The sequence below is a fragment of the Isoptericola sp. NPDC057653 genome (genome assembly GCF_042799955.1).
In the GTDB taxonomy this organism is placed as follows: Bacteria; Actinomycetota; Actinomycetes; order Actinomycetales; family Cellulomonadaceae; genus Isoptericola.
This window is the reverse complement of sequence record NZ_JBHVHP010000001.1, coordinates 1,309,871-1,329,554: the sequence shown is the minus strand read 5'-3', so window position 1 is coordinate 1,329,554 and position 19,684 is coordinate 1,309,871. Positions and strand designations below refer to the sequence as shown.

General features: G+C 72.8%; 14 protein-coding genes. 6 read left to right on the top strand and 8 right to left on the bottom strand.

The window, feature by feature from the left end:
• Positions 1–154: 154 nt before the first annotated feature.
• From ACFU9A_RS06000 to ACFU9A_RS05980, 5 genes are all read right to left on the bottom strand, one after another.
• Positions 155–895: a hypothetical protein gene (locus ACFU9A_RS06000; protein WP_430574343.1), complete on the bottom strand. Its 741-nt coding sequence runs from the start codon at positions 893–895 to the stop codon at positions 155–157.
• A 258-nt stretch (positions 896–1,153) separates the two neighbouring features.
• The gene (locus ACFU9A_RS05995) at positions 1,154–1,573 is read right to left on the bottom strand and encodes a cytidine deaminase family protein (RefSeq protein WP_430574342.1); all 420 of its coding nucleotides are present in this window, start codon (positions 1,571–1,573) and stop codon (positions 1,154–1,156) included.
• A 522-nt stretch (positions 1,574–2,095) separates the two neighbouring features.
• On the bottom strand, positions 2,096–3,766 hold the full coding sequence (locus tag ACFU9A_RS05990; RefSeq protein ID WP_430574341.1) for an MDR family MFS transporter: 1,671 nt from the start codon (positions 3,764–3,766) through the stop codon (positions 2,096–2,098).
• Between the two features lie 84 nt (positions 3,767–3,850).
• On the bottom strand, positions 3,851–4,516 hold the full coding sequence (locus tag ACFU9A_RS05985; RefSeq protein WP_430574340.1) for a response regulator: 666 nt from the start codon (positions 4,514–4,516) through the stop codon (positions 3,851–3,853).
• Complete coding sequence (locus ACFU9A_RS05980) at positions 4,513–5,724, bottom strand: sensor histidine kinase (protein WP_430574339.1); 1,212 nt, start codon at positions 5,722–5,724, stop codon at positions 4,513–4,515. The genes ACFU9A_RS05985 and ACFU9A_RS05980 overlap by 4 nt, the downstream gene beginning before the upstream one ends.
• A 220-nt stretch (positions 5,725–5,944) precedes the next feature.
• Between ACFU9A_RS05980 and ACFU9A_RS05975 the strand changes: the two genes are divergently transcribed.
• The 3 genes from ACFU9A_RS05975 (at position 5,945) to ACFU9A_RS05965 (ending at position 8,765) form a co-directional block, all read left to right on the top strand.
• Positions 5,945–6,643, top strand: coding sequence for an ABC transporter ATP-binding protein (locus ACFU9A_RS05975; protein WP_430574338.1), 699 nt, complete (start codon positions 5,945–5,947; stop codon positions 6,641–6,643).
• Positions 6,640–7,953, top strand: coding sequence for an ABC transporter permease (locus ACFU9A_RS05970; RefSeq protein WP_430574337.1), 1,314 nt, complete (start codon positions 6,640–6,642; stop codon positions 7,951–7,953). The genes ACFU9A_RS05975 and ACFU9A_RS05970 overlap by 4 nt, the downstream gene beginning before the upstream one ends.
• Positions 7,954–8,192: 239 nt before the next feature.
• Positions 8,193–8,765 (top strand): recombinase family protein, encoded by a 573-nt coding sequence (locus tag ACFU9A_RS05965; protein ID WP_430574336.1) that lies wholly within the window; start codon positions 8,193–8,195, stop codon positions 8,763–8,765.
• Between the two features lie 660 nt (positions 8,766–9,425).
• On the opposite strand, the gene ACFU9A_RS05960 is transcribed toward ACFU9A_RS05965, so the two are convergent.
• Complete coding sequence (locus tag ACFU9A_RS05960; RefSeq protein ID WP_430574335.1) at positions 9,426–10,415, bottom strand: toprim domain-containing protein; 990 nt, start codon at positions 10,413–10,415, stop codon at positions 9,426–9,428.
• 533 nt (positions 10,416–10,948) lie between these two features.
• Here ACFU9A_RS05960 and ACFU9A_RS05955 point away from each other — a divergent pair.
• Both ACFU9A_RS05955 and ACFU9A_RS05950 read left to right on the top strand, forming a co-directional pair.
• Positions 10,949–13,018 carry a beta-galactosidase gene (locus ACFU9A_RS05955; RefSeq protein ID WP_430574334.1) on the top strand — a complete coding sequence of 690 codons (2,070 nt, stop codon included), beginning with the start codon at positions 10,949–10,951 and terminating at the stop codon, positions 13,016–13,018.
• Positions 13,018–15,411: a hypothetical protein gene (locus tag ACFU9A_RS05950; protein ID WP_430574333.1), complete on the top strand. Its 2,394-nt coding sequence runs from the start codon at positions 13,018–13,020 to the stop codon at positions 15,409–15,411. The genes ACFU9A_RS05955 and ACFU9A_RS05950 overlap by 1 nt, the downstream gene beginning before the upstream one ends.
• On the opposite strand, the gene ACFU9A_RS05945 is transcribed toward ACFU9A_RS05950, so the two are convergent.
• Positions 15,395–16,453, bottom strand: a complete 1,059-nt coding sequence (locus ACFU9A_RS05945) for a phosphotransferase (RefSeq protein WP_430574332.1) — start codon at positions 16,451–16,453, stop codon at positions 15,395–15,397. The two genes, ACFU9A_RS05950 and ACFU9A_RS05945, sit on opposite strands and share 17 nt — an antisense overlap.
• 226 nt (positions 16,454–16,679) lie before the next feature.
• Between ACFU9A_RS05945 and ACFU9A_RS05940 the strand changes: the two genes are divergently transcribed.
• Entirely contained in the window at positions 16,680–18,329 is a 1,650-nt protein-coding gene (locus ACFU9A_RS05940; protein ID WP_430574331.1) for an ABC-F family ATP-binding cassette domain-containing protein, read from the top strand.
• A gap of 55 nt (positions 18,330–18,384) precedes the next feature.
• Here the strand turns inward: ACFU9A_RS05940 and ACFU9A_RS05935 are convergent, their stop codons facing one another.
• Positions 18,385–19,536 carry a ThuA domain-containing protein gene (locus ACFU9A_RS05935; RefSeq protein WP_430574330.1) on the bottom strand — a complete coding sequence of 384 codons (1,152 nt, stop codon included), beginning with the start codon at positions 19,534–19,536 and terminating at the stop codon, positions 18,385–18,387.
• Between the last annotated feature and the right edge of the window lie 148 nt (positions 19,537–19,684).

The window sequence follows — 19,684 nt, the reverse complement described above, 5'->3', positions numbered from 1 at the left end:
TCCGTCGCCTAGCGCACCGACGAGGCACCTATCCGTCCAGGAACTCGCACCCCAAGCGCACGCACCGCTGCCAGCTAACTGGCGCGTGACTGCGCGCGGACGCACACCGGCCGTTTGTGCACCCGTTCGAACGCTGGCGGTTGGTCGACGGGGATCACTCGGTAGGAGCGGCGGAGACTCCCTCGAATTCCACGGTGACATCTTCGTCGCTGTCAGCGTGGCGAGTGACGTACTGACGTGCCGAAACCCGAATCACCGTCAACGGCGCGTTGTCGTACTTCTCGTCCCCGTACGGGATGACGTAGACCGTCTCCCCGATGCCAAACGCGGGCGCGGGGACAGGTTCGGGAAACATCTCAGCCATCTTCTTGACGCCAGGGTCATGGGCCCGAGACCTGGCGTTCCTCTTCCATGTTGTCACTTGGACGGGCCCGTCGTGAGCGTCCTCCTCGCAGACGAAGCCGGCCAGGCCCGGCGGCCGGACTGAGACGAAGGGGTGGCCATCGGGGCAGAGGCCGTACCAGGGGTAGAGCAACGCGTTGGGCGAATGCGACGTGGCTCCAGAGCTGCCGAGCTCGATGGCCTTGCTCCGCCACACGTCTGAGTGCCCAGCTGCGACGCCCACGATGGCGTGCGCGACTTCGTGCCGAACCGCGTCGCGACGCTCGTCCGGAAGAAGTATCGCCATGTGGGCAGCGCTGAAGACGATGCGCTGCGCGTGGGCACGCGTAGCCCCGCCGCCATCACTGTTCTCCAACGACTCCGCCCAGAAGACGGACCAGTCACCGTCGAGGCCGTGCTGAGCAAGGAGGTCTTTGGCGAACCGGTGCACCTTCTCAAGATCGCGACCGACGGGCGTTACGTGCTGCGGACGGGTCTTGGCCGTTGCTCCCATCGGCCGATGATGGCATGCCCGCAGTTCGGCCGTGGTCGTCCGAGCGGCTCGCATCCGCGCGAGCGTCGGGTTCTGGCGGCCAGTTCCGTGGCGTCCGTCGCGCGGGCACTCGGGGTGCCGGTCTCAACCGTCCACCGGCGCCTTGCCCAACAGGGGTGAGGCGTTCAAGCGGCCCACCCCGAACTCGCATCTCACGAGCACGCACCTCTACCAGTCGACCAGTGCAAGTCATACTGGTCGGCCTCGCGCGACGTGTCGTCACCGAGAGAAGACGGCTGGTTCCGGCTCGGGCCATTCCCATTCTGGGAGCAGATCGCGGAGAGGTGCCGTCTTGCCATGGCTGAGAAGGACCGTTGTCTCGATGTTGGACGGATCAATCTGCCTGATGAACTCGCGGCAACGGCCGCAAGGGGCAAGGACGGTCAGACGCCCTTGCGCGTCCCGCCACACGGCAACGATGCGTGCGATTGCGTACTCACCGCTGGTGACCATCGAAGCGATAGCGGCGTGCTCGGCGCAGAAGCCGGTCCCGGAACCGGTGTCGATGCACACGCCTGCGTGGATCGCGCCGGAAGTCGTTTCGAGCGCGGCGGCGACGTTGCCGAAAAGGCGATCGCCCACTCGATGCGGACTGAGCTTTGCCTGAGCTACCTCGATGAGACCGTTGTTCTCTGTCATCGACCAGAGGGTAGACGGACTGGCCGACGTCGAAGAAGCCGACACTGGCGTCGTAGCCACGCTCGACCGGCTCGGGCAACGCGTGTCCCACCTCGTGCGCGTCGTCGACGAGCGGGAGCGCCGCGGCGTCGCCCTGATCCGCGGCCATCAGGCGGACGCTCGGAGCGTCGGAGTCCATGGTCCGCCGGCGCTTCGCCGGCCATGCCCGAGGCTCGACGAACCCACCACCGAGCCGTTCCGCGAGGCGCCACATGCCCAGGAACTCGCACCTCACGGGCACGCACCCCTACCAGTTTACTGGTGCGAGTCGCGCCGGATGGGTCACCACGCTCGTACGTCAGAAAGGACCCGACTCCGAGGCGCGGCAGAAATGGGGTTCCGGGTGTCTAAACCTCCGCCGGACTGCGCCCCGGGCGTGGTCGCGACGTGGCATTCGCGACCTACGCCTGTGGACAGCTCCTCCGTTGCCCATCTCGCCCAACGACGACGGCCGGATCAGGGTCCCTGAGCGGGTTGCGGAGGCTACTCCTGCGAACTTGAGCGTGCCGCGGGGGTGGTCTTGATAGCTGCTGGCATGGGCGGCTCGTTACTGGCTGTGGTTGCTCGCTGAGGCGATTCGTGGATGGCTTCGTCCGCCGGTGCATCTGCGGTTGTGGTTTCGGTGCTAGTGCTGCGCAGCGGCACTTCCTTGACGAACAGGAGCAGCAGGAACCCGATGGCGATCATCGGCAACAGCATGAGGAAGACCGGGGTGAGGGCGTCGTTGTAGGCCCCGACGACGAGGTCCTGCAGGGCGTCGGGCAGGGCGCTCACCGCGGCCGGGGTGAGGGAGTTCGTGTCCCCCAGGCCGCCGGCGGCCGCGGCATCGGCCGTCATGCGCTCGGTGAGCAGGCTCGTGAGCCGGCTCGTGAAGATGGCGCCAACGACGGCACCGCCGATCGACGCGCCGATCTCGCGGAAGAAGTTGTTCGACGCCGTGGCGGTGCCGACCTCCCGGTCGGGGAAGGAGTTCTGCACGATGAGCACGAGGATCTGCATGGCGAGCCCGATGCCCGCGCCGAACAGGAACAGGTAGCCCAGCAGCACCGCGATCGGGGTGGTGGGAGTCAGGGTCGACATGAGGGCCAGGGCCACAGCTACGACCGCCATGCCGGCGATCGGCATCCACTTGTACCGGCCCGTGCGCGAGGCCAGCAGACCGGTGGTGATCGCCGTCGACATCAGGCCGACGACCATCGGGATCATGAGCAGGCCCGAGGTTGTGGCCCCGACGCCGGCGACCATCTGCAGATAGGTCGGCATGTACGAGATGGAGCCGAACATCGCCACGCCAATGAAGAGGCCGGCTGAGGTGGCGAGGACGAAGTTGCGGTTCTTGAACAGTTTGAGCGGGATGATCGGCTCTGCCGCCCAGTGCTCCGCTAGGACGAACGCCGCCGAGGCCACGACCGCCGTGATGATGAGGCCGATGATGACGCCGGAGTCCCAGGCGTGCTCGCCCCCGCCCCAGGACGTGACGAGGACGATCGAGGTCACCGCGACGGCCATCGTGAGGATGCCCCAGACGTCGAGCCGGACCTTGACGTGGTGCCGGGGCAGCTTGAGGAAGACCGCCGCGCAGACGATGGCGGCGATGCCGAGCGGGATGTTGATCCAGAACGCCCAGCGCCAGCCGATCCCGTCGGTGAACCAGCCGCCCAGCAGCGGCCCGATCACGCTCGAGATGCCGAAGACCGCACCCATGGCCCCCATGTACTTGGAGCGCTCCCGCACGGGGGCGACGTCGGCGATGATCGCCTGGGACAGGATCATCAGCCCGCCACCGCCGATGCCCTGGATCCCGCGGCCCACGATGAGCCAGGTCATGTCGGGGGCGAGGGCACCGACCAGCGATCCGACGACGAAGATCGACAGGGCGCCGATGAAGATCGCCTTCCGGCCGAGGACGTCGCCGACCTTGCCGTAGATCGGCATCATGATGGTCGCCGCGACGAGGTACGCCGTGGTGACCCAGAGCATGTGGTTCACGCCGTCGAGCTCACCGACGATCGTGGGCAGGGCGGTGGCGAGGATGGTCTGGTCGAGGGATGCCAGGAGCATCGCGACGAGAAGTCCGGCGAACACCGCGCCGATCCGGCGTGTGCCGCGCGGCGGGGTCTCGGCCGCAGTCTGGGCGGGGGCGGAGGTGGTCATGGCATCCAGCGTCCGCGCGGGCGCCGTCCGGGTCGTCCAGCGTCGGCGGCATCTTCGGGTACCGCGGTCGCGGTACGTCGGCGCCTACGGGTGCTGCGGGCGCACGAGGCCGTTCTCGTAGGCCGCGATGACGAGCTGGGCGCGGTCGTGGGCGTGCAGCTTGGTCATGACGCGGTTGACGTGCGTCTTCGCCGTGTGCGGGGAGATGACGAGCGCCTCGGCGATCTCGTCGTTCGACAGCCCCGCGCCCACCCGGGTGAGGACCTCGACCTCGCGCTCGGTGAGGTGCTCCAGGGCGGGCGGCAGCCGGTCCGTCCCGACGGCAGGGTTGACGTACCGGTCGATGAGGCTCCGGGTGGCGGTGGGCGAGAGCAGGGCGTCCCCGCGGTGCACGGCGCGGACCGCGCCGACGATCTGCTCCGGCTCGGAGCCCTTGCCGATGAAGCCGCTGGCCCCGGCCCGGAGCGCGCCGACGATGTACTGATCCTCCTCGAAGGTCGTGAGGATCAGGACGCGCACGTCCGGCAGCGCGGGGTCGGAGCAGATGGTGCGTGTCGCGGCGATGCCGTCGGTCCCCGGCATGCGGATGTCCATGAGCACGACGTCCGGCCGCAGTCGGCGGGCGAGCTCGACGGCGCGCGCGCCGTCGGCGGCCTCCCCGACGACCTCCAGGCCGTCGCCGTGCCCGACGAGGTCAGCGATCGCGGAGCGGATGAGGGTCTGGTCGTCGACGACAAGGACTCTGATCACGGGTTCCCCTCGGTGGTGGCCGGGTCCGCAGCGGTGCCCGGCGCGCGTTGCTCGGTGGGCAGCTCGGCGACCAGCACCCAGGACCCGACGCCGTCCGGCCCGGCGGTCAGGGTGCCGCGTACGGAGTCCATCCGCTCGCGCGTGCCGAGGAGTCCGTAGCTCGTGCCCAGGGGTGCCCCCTCGTGCCCTGCCCGGCCGATGGCGGCCTCCACCGGGACGGGGTTGGTCACGGTGATCCGCAGCGTGCGCGGCTGGTACTCCAGGAGCAGATGTGCCCGGTGCTCGCTGCCGTGCTTGTGCGCGTTGGTCAGTGCCTCCTGGATCACGCGCAGCGCGGTGACGTCGACGGCCGCGGAGGGTTCGTAGGGTTCGCCGTCGACGCGCACGGTCACGTCGAGGCCGTAGGTCGCCATGTCGCGCACGAGGTCGTCGCGCTGGGCCAGGCCCGGTGGCCCGATATCGACCGCGTCCGGGTCACGCAGCGTCGCCATGAGGTCGCCGATCTCGCGCAGCACGGTGCGCGAGGAGCTGCGGATGACGCCCAGGGACTCGGCGGCGTCGTCGGGACGTGAGCGCAGGGCGGACGAGGCGACGCCGGCATGCAGGTTGATCACGGCGATCTGGTGGGCGACGACGTCGTGCAGGTCGCGGGCGATCGCGAGCCGGTCCTCGGCGACCCGCTGGCGCGCGAGGGCTTCGCGGGTGCCTTCGGCTCGCTCGGCACGTTCGGTGATCGCGGCGACGTGCTCACGCTGGGCGTGCAGGGCGTCGCCGAGCGCGCCCCCGAACAGGATGACCAGCACGTGCTGGGGTGCCGCGGACCCTGCGGCGAGCGACGCGACCAGCATCGCGGCGGCGGCCAGGAGGGTGACGGTGATGCCGCGAGGGTGCGGCATGCCCCGCAACGACAGGGTGTAGACCGCGATCCCCACCGCGGTGACCGTCCCCGAGTTGAACAGCCCGAGCGGGACGCTGACCAGCACCATGGCGACGGCCGCGGGCAGGACGACCGCCGGCCACCGACGCCGCCCGAGCAGGAGGACGGCCGCCACCAGGTTCAGGACGACGACCTGCGGCGACCAGCTGAAGTCGTGCCCGGGATGGTTCGGCAGCCCGCCGGCGACGAGGACCGTGACGGTGGCGGCGACGTGCCCGAGCCATCGCGGGACCGGCGGACGGTGCGCCCGCATGGCTCCGGTCGTGGTCACCGCGCCTCCAGATCCGTCCGATGGTCATCGCCCCTGGTCCTGCGGTCCAGGATCGCCCACCGCGGGCGCGACCGCGTCCCGTGCCTGGAGGAGACGGCGTACCGCGACGGCGGTACACGGGTGTCCGCGAGAGCGGGATTCCCGGTCCGGCCCCACGCCCGAGAGTGAGGGTGCCGCGTCGACCGACCACCACCGATCCGTCAGGAGAAGGACCACCACCGTGACGACACCACTGATCTCCGTCCGAGGTCTGCACAAGGCCTACGGCTCCGGAGCCACCGCGTTCGAGGCGCTGAAGGGCGTCGACCTGGACATCGTCGAGGGCGAGTCCCTCGCGATCGTCGGCAAGAGCGGCTCGGGCAAGTCCACCCTCATGCACCTGCTGGCGCTGCTGGACCGACCGACCGCCGGGTCGATCACCCTGGAGGGCACGGACACCTCCCGGCTGAGCCAGGGCCAGCTCAACAAGACCCGCAACCGAGCCTTCGGCTTCGTCTTCCAGCAGTTCTTCCTCAACGCCTCGGCCAGCGTGCTCGACAACGTCACGCTGCCGCTGACCATCGCGGGGGCGCCCCGCCGCGAACGGACCACCCGGGGGATGGCCGCCCTCGCCCAGCTCGGCATCGAGGACAAGGCCACCAACAAGGCCAACGACCTGTCCGGCGGGCAGAAGCAGCGGGTCGTCATCAGCCGCGCGCTGATCAACCGGCCCCGGGTCATCTTCGCCGACGAGCCCACCGGCAACCTCGACTCGGTGACGGGCGCCAAGGTCGAGGAGATCCTGTTCGACCTCAACCGCCGCCAGGGCATCACGCTGGTCGTCGTCACTCACGACGAGGACCTCGCCGCGCGCTGCGACCGCAGCATCTACGTGCGCGACGGCGTCATCGAGGAGAGCACGAAGGAGGTCGCGGCATGAAGACCGTCGACGTCGTCCGCACCGCGTTCCGCAACGCGTTCCGCTCCAAGCTGCGCACCACGCTCACGGTGCTGGCCATCTTCATCGGCGCCTTCACGCTGTCGCTGACCAACGCGCTCGGGGCCGGCATCAACAACTACGTCGAGTCGACCGTCGCCTCCGTCGGCGTCGACGACGTCATGACCGTCACCAAGACCACCGAGCAGACTGAGGAGGCGGACGGCCCCCGGGAGTACGATCCGAATCAGATCGATTCCAGCGCCGGTATGCCCTCGGGCGGGGCACCCGGGGCTGGCGGCGGCGGAGTGGTGGCACTTACCGGCGACGACATCGACGCGATCGCGGACATCGACGGTGTCCTGCGCGTCGAGCCCGCCGAGAACGTCGTCCTCGACTACGTCCAGTACGACGACGGCACCAGGTACCAGCTGAGCCTTTCGCAGTTCGTGCCCGGCATGGAGGTCGAGCTCGCCGCCGGGACGCAGGTCGACCTGGACGCCGCGGAACCGCAGATTGTGCTGCCCGAGAGCTACGTCGAGTCGCTCGGCTTCGACGCCGCCCCGGACGCCGTCGGCAGCGACATCACGCTCGCCCTCACCGACGCCACCGGCGAGCAGGTCACCTCGACCGCGACCGTGGTCGGCGTCGCCGAACCCGGCCTGATCTCCAGCTCCGGCGCCATCCCGAACCAGGCCCTCACCTCCGACCTGTACGAGCTCCAGCAGGCCGGGGCGCCCGCCGACCAGGGCGAGACCTACGCCTCGGCCTCCGTGTGGTTCAACGTCGACGCCGGCGACGAGGCGACCACGGCGCTCAAGGACCGCCTCGACGACGCCGGCTATACCGCCACCACCCTGGATGATCAGCTCGGCTCGATAACCTCGGTCATCGACACCGTGACCCTGGTGCTCAACGGGTTCGCGATCATCGCGCTAATCGCAGCCTCCATCGGCATCATCAACACCCTGTTCATGGCCGTCCAGGAACGCACCCGCGAGGTCGGGCTCATGAAGGCGATGGGACTTTCTAGCGCGAAGGTGTTCTCCCTGTTCAGCATCGAGGCGGTCGTCATCGGTCTGCTGGGCAGCGCACTCGGAGTCATCGGAGCGATAGGTGTCGGACAGGTCGTCGCCACCGCCCTGGCCGACTCGATCCTCGCCGAGCTGCCAGGCCTGACGCTCCTCGCGTTCGAGCCGGTCACCGTGGCCGCGGTCGTCCTCGGCGTGATGGCCGTCGCGTTCCTCGCCGGCACCCTGCCCGCCCTGCGGGCAGCCAAGGCGGACCCGATCTCCTCGCTCCGCTATGAGTGAGCGACGGCCACGATGAGCCGTTGGTGCCAACGGACGTGAGCCCGTTGGCACCAACGGATCCACGCGCCCGGAGGCTCGGCTGAACGGTCCCTTCAACGAGCCGCGGCGCGTCAGAATCGACCGTTTTTGACCGGGCGGCGCCGCACCCTCGCCACGCCGTCGACGCGCCGCTCAAAAACCCCCTTCAAAACCCCCGCCGGTTCAGAACCTCCGGCGGGGGTTTTCCCTACGGTCGCGCCATGGCGATCACCTTCGGCTACGCCCGAGTCTCGACGTCGACGCAGAACCTCGACGCCCAGCGCGACGCGCTCCTCGACGCCGGCGTCGATGCGCGGCACCTGCGTGTCGAGACCGCGCCTGGCCGGCGCAACGACCGGCCAGTCCTCGCGCAGCTCCTGAGCGCGCTCGACGCCGGCGACTCACTCGTCGTGGCGAAGCTCGACCGCCTCGGCCGAAGCGTGTCCCACCTGGTGCGCGTCATCGACGAGCTGGAGCGCCGCGGCGTAGCCCTGCGGTCCCTGTCCGAGCAGATCGACACGAGCAGCCCGGCGGGCCGGTTCATGGTCCACATGCGCGCTGCACTCGCCCAGATGGAGGCAGACCTGATCCGCGGACGCTCGCTCGATGGACTGGCCGCAGCCCGATCGCGCGGTCGGGTCGGGGGACGGCCCAGCGTCATGACCCCGGATCGACTGGCGGCCGCACGCTCCGCGATCCACGGGGGCCAATCGGCCGCCGCCGTCGCGCGTGCCCTGGGCGTATCCGTGGCAACTATCCGTCGCCACGTTCCCGTCGGCACGATCGACGCGTAGACGCGGGGCGGAGCCTGCCGTGTCCAGTGCGTCACGATGCGGCAACACGCTGTGGGCACGCTGTATCGAGCGACTGTGACCTTGGTCACATGCTTTGCTCAGGCAAGGAACCAGCAAGGCTGCCCGCCGGCATCGCGGATGGCCCGGAATTCCGCCGAATCCTGCACCCGGAGCGCGCTGACGAGGTGCGCGAACCCCATCCGGCGACCCGCCAGGCCTGTTACCTGTTCGTGACCTCGCTGGAGGCCGTCCATAGACTCAAATCGCGCGGTCGAGGTGTGCGAGGTCACAAAGCACACCGGTGTAGTTCGACCGTGGAGCACAGTCGGATCGAGCGAAGGGAGAACGGCTGGTGGAGAACCTGCCGGGCGGGACGGACCCGCCGAGAACGACGAGAGCTGAGACGTGGCCGGCACGCTTGGCGCGGTGGGCGACCATCGTCTCAGCCCTCATCAACATCACGAGGATGTTCCTGGACCTTCTTAACTGAAGGCCCTTCACGACGGGTCGGGGCTGCAACCCCGGCCCGTCCTTTTGTTTCAGCCTATTACTACTCGCCGGATGCTGTGGGACGAGCGGGCTCTGTGATGGTCCAGCCTCCCGCGTCATGCCGTCAAGGGGGCAGGCCGTGGTTGCCGAGTACCCGCGGACCCCCGCCAGCTAGCCCTCCCGCGCGACTCCCGTCGCGGCCGCGACGATCTCGTTCACCACGACGTCGTGGTCGGTGGTGTCGGCGAGGCGCTTGGCGAGGTATCCCGTTGCCTGCGCGAGAACCGCGGGGGAGGCGCCTCGGATCGCCTCGGCGATGTGCCGCAGGCTGGCTAGAGCACCTTCGACGTGCTCGAGGTCGTATCCGGTCAGGGTGACGTCGATCGCGGCCTGGATGATCGGCCGAGCGTCGTCGACGAGGGCTCCCCGGAGCTGGGTGCGCTGGCCGGCAAGGACGAGGTCTGCGGGGTCGGTTCCCGGCTCGAGTACGGCCGCGCGCACGGTCGCCGCTTCATCGGTGGTCAGGAGGTTCCACAGGCGGCAGATGGCGCCCTGGCCGGCGGTGTCAGCGTCGGTGGCGGTGGTGAGCCGGCCCACTGCGGCGGGGTCGATGTCGCGCAGCTGCTGCAGGTGGTCGGCGGTGATCGCGGTTCCGCACAGGGCGACCGGGACCAGGTCGTTGCCGGCGCGTCGTACGGCTTCGGCGTCGAGGGCGCCTTCGACGAGCACGGGGGTGCCGCCTCGGGCGATTCGGGCCGCGGCGTCGGCGTCGAGCCCGTACAGGGCGCGGGACTTGTCGTAGGCCGGGGTGCTTGTGGTGTTGAGGTACTTCGGCGGTGCGTCGGGGTCGTCGTCGGTGGCGGGGTTACGTCGGGCGGTGAACCCGATGATGCGGTCGCTCGTGTCACGGATCGGTAGGACCAGGCGGTCGTGGAAGGCGTCGCCCACTCCCCCGTTCTTGGCCGAGAGGGCGAGGCTGGCCTCCAGGAGTTCGGTGTCGGTGAAGCCGCGGCGGCGCAGCGTGGGCACGAGCCGTGCCCAGCCGGCGGGCGCCTGGCCTGCGACCGTGCCACGCAGGCCGCGGGAGGCGAGATATCCGGCGATCCACTCCCCCGGCTGGGTGGCGTGCCAGCGCCAGTAGTCCCAGGCGGCGGCGTTCACGGCGAGGATGCGCTCGGCGGTGGTGGTCATGGTCTCCTCCTTCCCCTGCCTGTGCGTCACGCAGCCGCGACGCGGTTGATCTGGTCGGGTCGAAAGCCGCTCCAGTGATCCTGCGCGGTGCGTCCTCGACGACACTGAGCATGACGCCCTCCTCGCTCACTCGGTGGGATCGTTCCTGACAGCGGAGCCAGTGCCGCCGTGAGCGGCCGGTGCGTCAACCCGCAGGGCGGCGGCGGAAGAAGTTCTCGGTCGAGACAGGGAGCGCAGCGACGAGGCCGCGGGCGTTCTGGCGGTGCCGGTGGGCCACGCGGTGTTCGTGGCTTGCGCTTCGGGCGCGGCAGCCACGCTGGAGCAGCAGGAACGAGCCCCACGCGCGGGAGCAGCCCCCGCATACCTCGCCGTCCCGCCGGGGCGCCTGCCGGGCGTCACCTCGACGTCGTGCCGGGCAGCGCGCCGCGTGACCGGGGTGGCGTAGGCGCCGCCGGAAGCGGCAAGCGCTTCCCGCTTGAATCGATACATGACAGACTCGGGCCATGCGACGACGCACGACACCGGAGTCCACCCCGACCCACCGCGCCTGGAACGCCGACCTCGTCGGCCTCGGGTTCGGCGGCGACTACAACCCCGAGCAGTGGCCGCAGGACGTGCGCCTCGAGGACCTCGAGCTGATGCGCGAGGCCGGCGTCAACGTCCTGAGCGTGGCGATCTTCTCCTGGGCCACGATCGAGCCGCGCGAGGGCGAGCTGGACTGGACCTGGCTCGACGAGACCATGGACCGCCTGCACTCCGCCGGTATCCGCGTCGCGCTCGCCACCGCCACCGCGTCGCCCCCGCCGTGGCTCACCCGCAAGCACCCCGAGATCCTCCCCCGCCTGGCCGACGGCACGGTGCTGCACCAGGGCGGCCGCCAGTCGTACGCCGTCACGCACCCCGTGCACCGTGACTACGCGCTGCGCATGACCACCCGCATCGCCGAGCGCTACCGCGACCACCCCGCCCTCGCGCTGTGGCACGTGGACAACGAGATCGGCTGCCACGTGCCGCGCGACTTCTCGGACGCCGCCGCGGCCGACTTCCGGCGGTGGCTGGCCGACCGGTACGGCAGCGTCGACGCCCTCAACGAGGCGTGGGGCACGGCGTTCTGGTCGCAGCGCTACGGGTCGTTCGACGACGTGCTGCCGCCGCTGTCGGCGCCCACGTTCGCCAACCCCACGCAGCAGCTGGACTTCGACCGGTTCTCCTCCGACGCGCTGCTCGACTACTACCTCGACCTGCGCGACACGCTGCGCGAGATCACCCCGCGCGTGCCCGTGACGACCAACCTCATGGCCACCGCGCACTCCAAGGGCATGGACTACTTCTCGTGGGCGCCCGAGCTGGACGTCGTCGCGAACGACCACTACACGATGGCCGCGGACCCCGAGCGCCACGTGGACCTCGCGTTCTCCGCCGACCTCACGCGCGGCGTCGCGGGCGGTGAGCCGTGGATCCTCATGGAGCACTCGACGTCCGCGGTGAACTGGCAGCCGCGCAACACCCCGAAGGTGCCGGGCGAGATGCTGCGCAACTCCCTGCAGCACGTGGCCCGCGGCTCCGACGCGGTGATGTTCTTCCAGTGGCGCCAGTCGAAGGCCGGCGCCGAGAAGTTCCACTCCGCGATGGTGCCGCACGCCGGCCGCGACTCCGACGTCTGGCGCGACGTCGTCACCCTCGGCCGCGCCCTGCGCGCGCTCGGCGAGGTGCGCGGGTCGCGCGTGCGCTCCCGTGCGGCGCTGGTCGTGGACTGGCCCTCGTGGTGGGGCTCCGAGCTCGACTCCCACCCCTCGCAGCACCTGCGCTACATGGACCAGGTGCAGGCCTGGTACCGGGCGCTGTGGCGGCTCGGCGTCACGACCGACCTCGTGCCCGCGGGCGCCGACCTCGACGCCTACGACCTCGTCGTGCTGCCCACCACGTACGTCGTCTCCGACGCGGACGCGGCGCGCGTCGCGGCCGCCGCCGAGCGGGGCGCGACCGTGGTGGTCACCTACTTCTCCGGCATCGTCGACCCCCGCGACCACGTGCGGCTCGGCGGCTACCCCGGCGCGTTCCGCGACCTGCTCGGCGTGCGCACCGAGGAGTTCTGGCCGCTGCAGGAGGGCGAGACCGTCCGCGTCACGGGCAAGGCCGTGGGCGGCGACGCCGTCGCCGACCTGTGGACCGAGAAGTCGCGCGCCGCGGACGGCACCGAGGTCGTCGCGGCCTACGCCGACGGCGCCCTCGCCGGGCGGCCCGCGGTCACGCGGCGCGAGGTCGGGTCCGGCCGCGCCTGGTACGTCGCGACGCGGCTGGACGAGGCGGGGCTCGGCGCCCTGGCCGAGCAGCTCGTCGCCGAGGCGGGCGTGGCGGCCGACGTCCCGGCGCCGGCCGGCGTGGAGGTCGTGCGGCGGTGGTCGCAGGACGGCGCGACGTCGTGGCTGTTCGCGATCAACCACACCGCCGCGGACGCGGCGCTGGGCACGGACGGGACACTGGTGACGGGCACCGAGCTGCTCACGGGCGACGCCGTCGACGGCGTGCTCGCCGTGCCCGCGGGCGCGGTGCGCGTCGTGCGGGTCAATTGATGCCCGACGTCCCCCGCGGCCCGGTGGGGCCGTTCGCCTTCGTCTTCTGGAACGACGACCTGGACGACGACGCCGTGCTCGCGCAGCTCCGGGAGATCGCCGGGGCCGGGTTCGTCGGGGTGACGCTCAGCGCGCGCGTCGGGCTGAGCCGGCGCGTGGGGTACCTGACCCCCGAGTTCCTGCGGCTCGTGCGGGTCGCGGTGGACGAGTGCGCCCGGCTCGGCCTGGCGGTGATGCTCTACGACGAGGCGTCCTACCCGTCCGGGTCGGCGAACGGCGCCGTGGTGGCGCGCGACCCGGCGTTCGCCGCGCGCTGCCTGGTGCCGGTGCCGCGCGACGTCGTCGTGCCGGGCGACGGCCCCCGGCACGACGTCGCGGGGTACTGGCGCCCCGCACTGGGCCGGGACCTGGACGCGCGGCTGCTCGCCGTGGTCGCGCGCCGCGCCGCGGCCGGCGACATGGACGGGGGCGTGGACGGGGACGTGGACGGGGACGGGGACGACACCGCCGTCCTGCTCCCGGTGCGCGCGCCGGGGCTGGTGCTCCTGGACCTGCCGCCGGGCGCCTGGACGGTCACGGCGGTGTTCGACGCGGCGAGCGGCGGCACGATCCGCGGCGCGCACGCGGAGCAGGACGACGGCTCCGCCCTGGCGCCCGCCGCCGCGGACCTGCTGGACCCGGCCGCCGTGGCGGCGTTCCTGGAGATCACGCACGACGCGTACGCGGCGGCGCTGGGCGACCACCTGGGCACGACCGTCGTCGCGATGTTCACCGACGAGCCGTTCCTGCTGGGCCGGGGGCACCGGCCGCACGCGCGCCCGTACACGCCGGGGCTGGAGGCCGAGGTCGCGGCGTCGCTCGGGGTCGACGTCGCGGAGGTGCTGCGCCGCCTGCCCGCCCTCTGGGACGCGGGCGACGGCACCCGCCCCGGCGGCACCGACCCGGGCGCCACGGGCTTCGTGCGCGCCTACGACGACGCCGTCCGCGCGCGGCTGCACCGCGTCTACTACGACGCCCAGGCCGCCTGGTGCGCGGCTCACGGCGTCGCGCTGACGGGGCACCCGGCCGAGCCGGACGACCTGGCCACGGCGACCCGCATGCACTGGCCGGGGCAGGACACCGTGTGGCGCTGGGTGCTGCCGGGCGACGGCAGCGGCCTCGAGGGCCCGGAGAGCACGGCCCCGAAGGTGGCCGCGAGCGCCGCCCGGGCCCGCGGCGGCGCGCCGTCGGTCACGGAGGTGCTGGGCGCGTACGGCTGGCGGCTCGGCCTCGACGAGGCGCGCTGGCTGCTCGACTGGTACCTGAGCCGCGGCGTGACGACGCCCGTGCTGCACGCGTTCTTCGCCTCGGTGCGCGGCGGCCGGGCGTTCGAGAGCGAGCCGGACCTCGGCCGGTGGAACTCGTGGTGGCCGCACCTGCCGCCGTTCGTCGGGTACGTCCGGCGGGTGGCGGAGCTGCTCGCCGCGCACCCGCCGGTGTGGCCGGTCGGGGTGCTGAGCCGCCCCGACGCCGCGCCGTCGGGCCCGGTGGTGCGCGCGCTGCTGGAGGCGCAGGTCGACTTCGGGTACGTGGACCGCGCCGGCGCGGGGCTCGGCGGGCGCCCGGTGCTGCTCGACCCCGACGACGGCGTGCCCGACGTCGCGGCGCTCAAGGACCGGCTGCGCGCGGCCGGGGCCCCGGTGGTGGACGCCGAGCCCCCGGCGCCGGACCTGCGCGCCGTGGTCCTGTCCGGCGGGGCCGGGTACGTCCTCTTCCACGAGGGCGAGGACGAGGTCCGCACGGCGCTGCGCCTGCCGGCCGCGCCCGACGACGCGTGCTGGTGGGACCCGTTCACCGACGCCCGGCGCGCGGTCGAGCGGGACGGTGACGGCCGGGTGCTCGTCGTGCTGGGTCGCCGGCGCACCCTCGCGCTCGTCGCCGCCGACGGCCACCCGGTGCAGCCCGCCGCCCCGGCGCCCGCGCACCGCGTCGACGTGACGGGCTGGCGCGGCACGGTGGCGCGGGTCGTGGGCGACGCGGCCTCGACCCACGACGACGCCCCCGGCACCCCGGACGACGCCGCGCACGAGCTCGGCCTCGGCGACTGGGCCCGCGAGCCCGGGCTGCGCCGGCTCTCCGGGTCGGTGCGGTACGTCGCCGAGGTGGACGTGCCGCCGGGCGCGGGCGCCGCGCGGCTGGACCTCGGCGTCGTCGGCGACGCGGCCACGGTCCGCGTGGACGGCGAGGTCGTGGGCCACGCGCTCACCGCGCCGCACGTGCTCGACCTCGCCCCCGGCGTCCTGCGGCCCGGGCGTCGCGCGCTGGAGGTGCTGGTGAGCAACAGCGCCGCCAACTACTACGAGGGCGACCGCCGCCCGTCCGGGCTGATCGGGCCGGTCACCGTGTCCTGGTGACCGGGCCGGGGCGCACGGTCGCGGCGTAGGTCGTGGCCGAGGCGTCGGCGGAGAGCCGGTCGATCAGCGTCGTCATGGCGGCTCCCACGGCGGCGTGCTCCGCCACCACCCGAGCGCCGTCGCCCCACCGGTCCCCCCACCGGTCCCGGAGCGGCCGGAGCTCGTCGGCCCGCGGGTCCTGGGCGGCGGCCTCCAGCACGGCGAGGCGGCGGGCGCGCGGGCCGACGCCCGCCTCCGCCAGCACCCAGTGCAGCAGGCTCGCGAGACCCGAGTCGCGGTCGTAGCCCCCGTGGGCGGAGAAGAACTCGCGCTCGTGCGGGTCGAGCAGGAAGTCGCGGTGCATCGAGAGGCCGAAGTCCGTGAGGAGCAGGCGGCCGTCCCGCACGAGGACGTTGCCCGGGTGCACGTCCAGGTGCAGCAGGCCGTGCGCGCCCGTCCAGTCCGCGAGGGCGACGAGCTGTCGTGCCGCGGACGAGATCGCGGCCGCCCCCGCGCCGCGCGCCAGCTCCCCCCGCAGCCACGAGCCGAGCGTGTCCGGCACGTGCTCGAGGAACAGCACGACGCTGCGGCGGGCGGAGGCCAGCAGCTCGACCCGCCGGCGGACGCGCGGCCAGGCCGTGCCCCAGCGGCGCCGCGCCTCCTCGCCGTCGACCTCGGAGACGTCCGCGTGGCAGGGCTGGTCGAGGACGCGCCAGTGATGGAGCAGCGGGAAGGCGTCCGTCGCGCCGGAGGCCACCCAGCCCGTCGTCAGCTCGTGCGCCGCGATCTCGCGCCCGGCCCCGAAACCCGGGCTCCCGATGCCGTAGTGGCACGACGGCGGGAGGTCGAAGACGTTCGCCGTGCTGCGGGGCGCCTGCTCCTCGATCCGCGTGAGCGGCAGCCGCTTGACGAAGACCTCGGTGCCGAGCACCCGGGTCCGCGACGTCGACCCGCCGATCCCGACGGACAGCGGCTCGGCGCCGGCGACCAGGGCGAGCACGTCGGTGTCGTCGAGGCGGGCGAGAGCCGCCGAGAGGGAGGGACGCTGCGGGTCGGGGGACACCCCGCCGACCCTAGCCGGGCGGCGGGCCGCACCGGCCGGCCCCCCGCGCGGCGGAAATGGCCTCGCGCCCCGGCCGGCGGATCCGTAGGGTGCACGGCGATGGGAACCCTGTGAGCACCCCCGCGCCGACGCGTCGAGCAGGTCAGGAAGGACCGCTCCGCGCCGGCGCCCGCGCGCCCGCCGTCCTCCACGGTCGCCGCCACCGGCGACGGAAGGAGTCCTCGCCTTGGACCCGTCCCAGCTCACCCTCACCGACGTCACCCTGCGCTACGCCGACCGCGTGGTGCTCGACCGCCTCTCCCTGACCGTCTCCCCGGGCGAGCGCGTGGGCGTGGTCGGCGACAACGGCTCCGGCAAGAGCACGCTGCTCGCCGTCGTCGCCGGCGCGCTGGAGCCGCAGAACGGCTCGCGCACCGTGCGCGCGCCGGGCGGCACCGGCTACCTGCCGCAGGCCCTGGACCTGCCGCCCGCGAGCACGGTCGCCGCGGCGATCGACCACGTCCTCGCCGACGTGCGTGCCCTCGAGGCCGAGGTCGCGCGGACGGAGGCCGCGCTCGGCGCCCTCGACGGGGCCGCGCTCGACGCCGCGATCGCGCGGTACGGCGCGCTCACGGCCCGCTTCGACGCCCGCGACGCCGGGGGCGCGGACCGCCGGGTGGACGTGGCCCTGCACCGGCTCGGGCTGCCGGGCCTCGACCGCGCCCGGCCCCTCGGCACGCTCTCGGGCGGCGAGCGCTCCCGCCTCGCCCTGGCGGCGACCCTCGCCGCCGACCCGGAGCTGCTGCTGCTCGACGAGCCCACCAACGACCTGGACGACGACGCGCTCGACTGGCTCACCCAGCGGCTGCGGGGGCACGACGGGACGGTCGTCGCCGTCACCCACGACCGCGCGTTCCTCGCCGACCTCACCACGACGCTCGTCGAGGTCGAGGGGGGCCGGGCGCGCCGGTACGGCACCGGCTGGGCGGGCTACCTCGCGGCGAAGGAGGCCGAGCGCGAGCAGGCGCGCCTCGCCTGGGAGCGGTGGCGCGCGGACCTCGACCGGCAGCAGGGGATCGCCGACCGGAACGTCGAGGCGATGGAGCAGATCCCGCGCAAGCTGCCGATGGCCTCGTTCGGGTCGGGCGCGTTCCGGTCCCGGGCGCGCACGCACGGCGCCACCGGCCGCGTCCGCAACGCCAAGGAGCGGGTGCGCCGCCTCACCGAGGACCCCGCCGAGCGGCCCGCCGACCGCGCGGAGTTCCGGACCGACGTCCCCACCGCCGCGGTCGCCGACGACGCCGCGGGCTCCCCGGCGGTCGACCTCACCGACGTCGTCGTCCGCGGGCGCCTCGCCGTGCCCCGCCTCGTCGTGGGCCGCGGCGAGCACGTGCTGGTCACCGGCGCCAACGGCGCGGGCAAGAGCACCCTGCTGGCGGTGCTCGCGGGCGAGCTGGCGACCGACGAGGGCACGGCGCGCGTCGTCGGCGAGGTCGGGCACCTGCGGCAGGCGGGGACGTTCGCCGCGCACGACCCGCGCACGGTGCTGCACGGCTTCGCCGCCGGGCGTCCCGGCGACCTGGACGAGCACGCCGAGGCGCTCCTCGCCACGGGCCTCTTCCGGCCCGACGACCTGCCCCGCCGGATCGCCGAGCTGTCCCAGGGGCAGCGGTCGCGGCTCGAGCTCGCCCGGGTGGTCACGACCACCACCGACGTCCTCCTCGTGGACGAGCCCACCAACCACCTCGCGCCCGCGCTCGTCGAGGAGCTGGAGTCCGCGTTCGCCGCGTTCGCCGGCACGCTCGTGCTCGTCTCCCACGACCGCACCGTGCGCGAGCGCTTCCGCGGCCGGCGGCTGGTGCTCGACGGCGGCAGGGTGGTCCAGGAGACCACCTGACCGTGCACGGGCGAGGGGCCACGCCGTGACGGCGTGGCCCCGCGCTCCCGTCGGGTCAGCGTCCCGCCGCGACGATCCCCCGCTGCCAGGCGGACAGGTCGGCGATCTTGCCGGCGAGCACGCCGGCGGCGTCGCGGTCGGCGACGAGCGCCGAGGCGAGCTTCTCGGCGGTGCGCAGGCGCCGCAGCGCCACGTCCCGCTCGCCGGCGTCCGCGGCCGCCTCCGCCGCGTCGAGGCGGGCCGTCAGCTGCGCCACGGCGACGGCGTCCCGCGGCGTGTCCGTGGGCAGGGCGGACACGAGGGCGTCGACCTCGCCGAACGTCACGCAGTCCCCGCCGCCGCTGACCCGGCCGGAGGTCCACTCGATGCCCCGCAGCACCATCGTGAGGAAGGTGTCGTCGGTCCACGCCGCGTCGACGTGGCCGGCGCCCTGGTGCCACGAGCGGCCGCCCTCGAAGTTCTGGCACCACGCGATCGGGTGGTCGGAGCCCATGGTGCCGCCGGAGTACGTGGACTCGTCGAGCGTCTGCAGCACCTGCACGTCGCCCCGCGGGTCGAGCGTGTAGTTGTACCACTCGTCGAAGCGCGACCAGTCGAGCGGCACCCCCGCCATGGACGGGTGGGCGGCGTTCTCCACCCGCATCGTGGCGGTCTGCTGCGCGGGGTGGTTCTGGAACCGCGCGCCGCCGCCCATGAGCTGGGTGAACCAGCCGGAGGTGTGCATGGTGTCGGTGGCGGCGTGGATGCCGACGACCCCGCCCCCGTCGTGCACGTAGCCCTGCAGGGCGGCGAGCTCGCCGTCGTCGAGGAGTCGGGGCTGCGCGGGGTCGAGGCTGTTGGTGTTGTCCACCGGCGAGACGAAGACGATCGAGGCGTACTTCGCCAGGTTCTCCGGGCTGGTGAACGGCGTGGAACCCATCGTCAGGCCGGGCTGGCCGGGCGAGCCCGCGCCCCACCAGCCGGCCGAGTCGTTGGGCGGGTCCCAGACGTCGACGGTGAAGTCGTGCTCCGCCCCGAGGTCGATGAGCGCGCGCGTGGTGTCGTCGATGTGGGAGTGGCGGAAGCCGAGGGTCTTGCCGACGACGAGGATCGTGTCGTCGTCGGCCGCGACGGCGGGCGCCGCCGCGGCCAGGCTGATGCCGAGGGCCGCGGTGGTGGCGATCGCCCCGACGCGGCGGGTGAGAGGTGCCTTCGAACGGATGCTCATGACGCTCCTTTGCGCATGCAGCTGACGTGGCGCGTCCACGGTAGCGCGAGAAGCGTCGATCGTCGACAAAAGTCGGCCGACGAGTGATCACTAGTCCATCGAGGGACGTCGGAAGTGGCCACGCGCGACCGGTACGCCGGCATGACCG

Bases quoted from the DNA above. Each gene is read 5' to 3' on its own strand.
- ACFU9A_RS05965 (WP_430574336.1), top strand. From the start codon at position 8,193: ATGGCGATCACCTTCGGCTACGCCCGAGTCTCGACGTCGACGCAGAAC.
- ACFU9A_RS06000 (WP_430574343.1), bottom strand. From the start codon at position 895: ATGGGAGCAACGGCCAAGACCCGTCCGCAGCACGTAACGCCCGTCGGT.
- ACFU9A_RS05935 (WP_430574330.1), bottom strand. From the start codon at position 19,536: ATGAGCATCCGTTCGAAGGCACCTCTCACCCGCCGCGTCGGGGCGATC.
- ACFU9A_RS05995 (WP_430574342.1), bottom strand. From the start codon at position 1,573: ATGACAGAGAACAACGGTCTCATCGAGGTAGCTCAGGCAAAGCTCAGT.
- ACFU9A_RS05950 (WP_430574333.1), top strand. From the start codon at position 13,018: ATGCCCGACGTCCCCCGCGGCCCGGTGGGGCCGTTCGCCTTCGTCTTC.
- ACFU9A_RS05970 (WP_430574337.1), top strand. From the start codon at position 6,640: ATGAAGACCGTCGACGTCGTCCGCACCGCGTTCCGCAACGCGTTCCGC.
- ACFU9A_RS05990 (WP_430574341.1), bottom strand. From the start codon at position 3,766: ATGACCACCTCCGCCCCCGCCCAGACTGCGGCCGAGACCCCGCCGCGC.
- ACFU9A_RS05955 (WP_430574334.1), top strand. From the start codon at position 10,949: ATGCGACGACGCACGACACCGGAGTCCACCCCGACCCACCGCGCCTGG.